Source organism: Paenibacillus lemnae (assembly GCF_012933385.1).
GTDB classification, from domain to species: Bacteria; Bacillota; Bacilli; order Paenibacillales; family Paenibacillaceae; genus Paenibacillus_AQ; species Paenibacillus_AQ lemnae.
In genome coordinates this window covers 1-673 of record NZ_JABBPN010000047.1, presented here as the reverse complement: position 1 = coordinate 673, position 673 = coordinate 1, and the positions used below count along the sequence as shown (strand labels likewise).

5 tRNA genes are annotated in these 673 nt (G+C 50.2%); all 5 read left to right on the top strand.

Annotated features, from left to right (window positions below):
* Nucleotides 1-182 precede the first annotated feature (182 nt).
* The 5 genes from HII30_RS21365 to HII30_RS21345 all read left to right on the top strand — a co-directional run bounded on the left by HII30_RS21365 (nucleotide 183) and on the right by HII30_RS21345 (nucleotide 665).
* Nucleotides 183-258: transfer RNA gene (locus HII30_RS21365), tRNA-Asn, on the top strand.
* Nucleotides 259-261: 3 nt separating this feature from the next.
* Nucleotides 262-353 (top strand) — tRNA-Ser (locus HII30_RS21360).
* Between the two features lie 8 nt (nucleotides 354-361).
* Nucleotides 362-436, top strand: a tRNA-Glu gene (locus tag HII30_RS21355).
* A gap of 60 nt (nucleotides 437-496) precedes the next feature.
* Nucleotides 497-572: transfer RNA gene (locus HII30_RS21350), tRNA-Val, on the top strand.
* A gap of 16 nt (nucleotides 573-588) precedes the next feature.
* A tRNA-Met gene (locus HII30_RS21345) sits at nucleotides 589-665 on the top strand.
* Nucleotides 666-673 lie beyond the last annotated feature (8 nt).

The window sequence follows — 673 nt, the reverse complement described above, 5'->3', positions numbered from 1 at the left end:
ATCGGTCGAGGGCTTATCCTAAATATCCCACCAAAGTGAAGAAGCGCTTCGCAGCGGATTCCGAATACTTTGGCGGGGCCCGGAAGATTTATGGATCGGAAGGGATGCTACGGAGAAGATTTCTAAACACACACATTCGTTTCGTATCTAGTTTTCAGGTGATCAAACATCTGAAAGTATATTCCCTGATAGCTCAGTTGGTAGAGCACTCGACTGTTAATCGAGTTGTCACAGGTTCGAGTCCTGTTCGGGGAGCCATTTGGAGAGGTGTCCGAGTTGGTCGAAGGAGCACGATTGGAAATCGTGTAGGCGCCAAAAGCGTCTCGAGGGTTCGAATCCCTCTCTCTCCGCCATATTATATGGCCCGTTGGTCAAGGGGTTAAGACACCTCCCTTTCACGGAGGTAACAGGGGTTCGAATCCCCTACGGGTCACCACTTTCTTTACTACTTGCGTAATTTTATGTATTCTGTTAAGATAAAATTCGGTTTTGTTTTGGAGGCTTAGCTCAGCTGGGAGAGCATCTGCCTTACAAGCAGAGGGTCGGGGGTTCGATCCCCTCAGCCTCCACCATATAATACAATACTGACGCGGGGTGGAGCAGCTCGGTAGCTCGTCGGGCTCATAACCCGAAGGCCGCAGGTTCAAATCCTGCCCCCGCAACCAATGTGGAA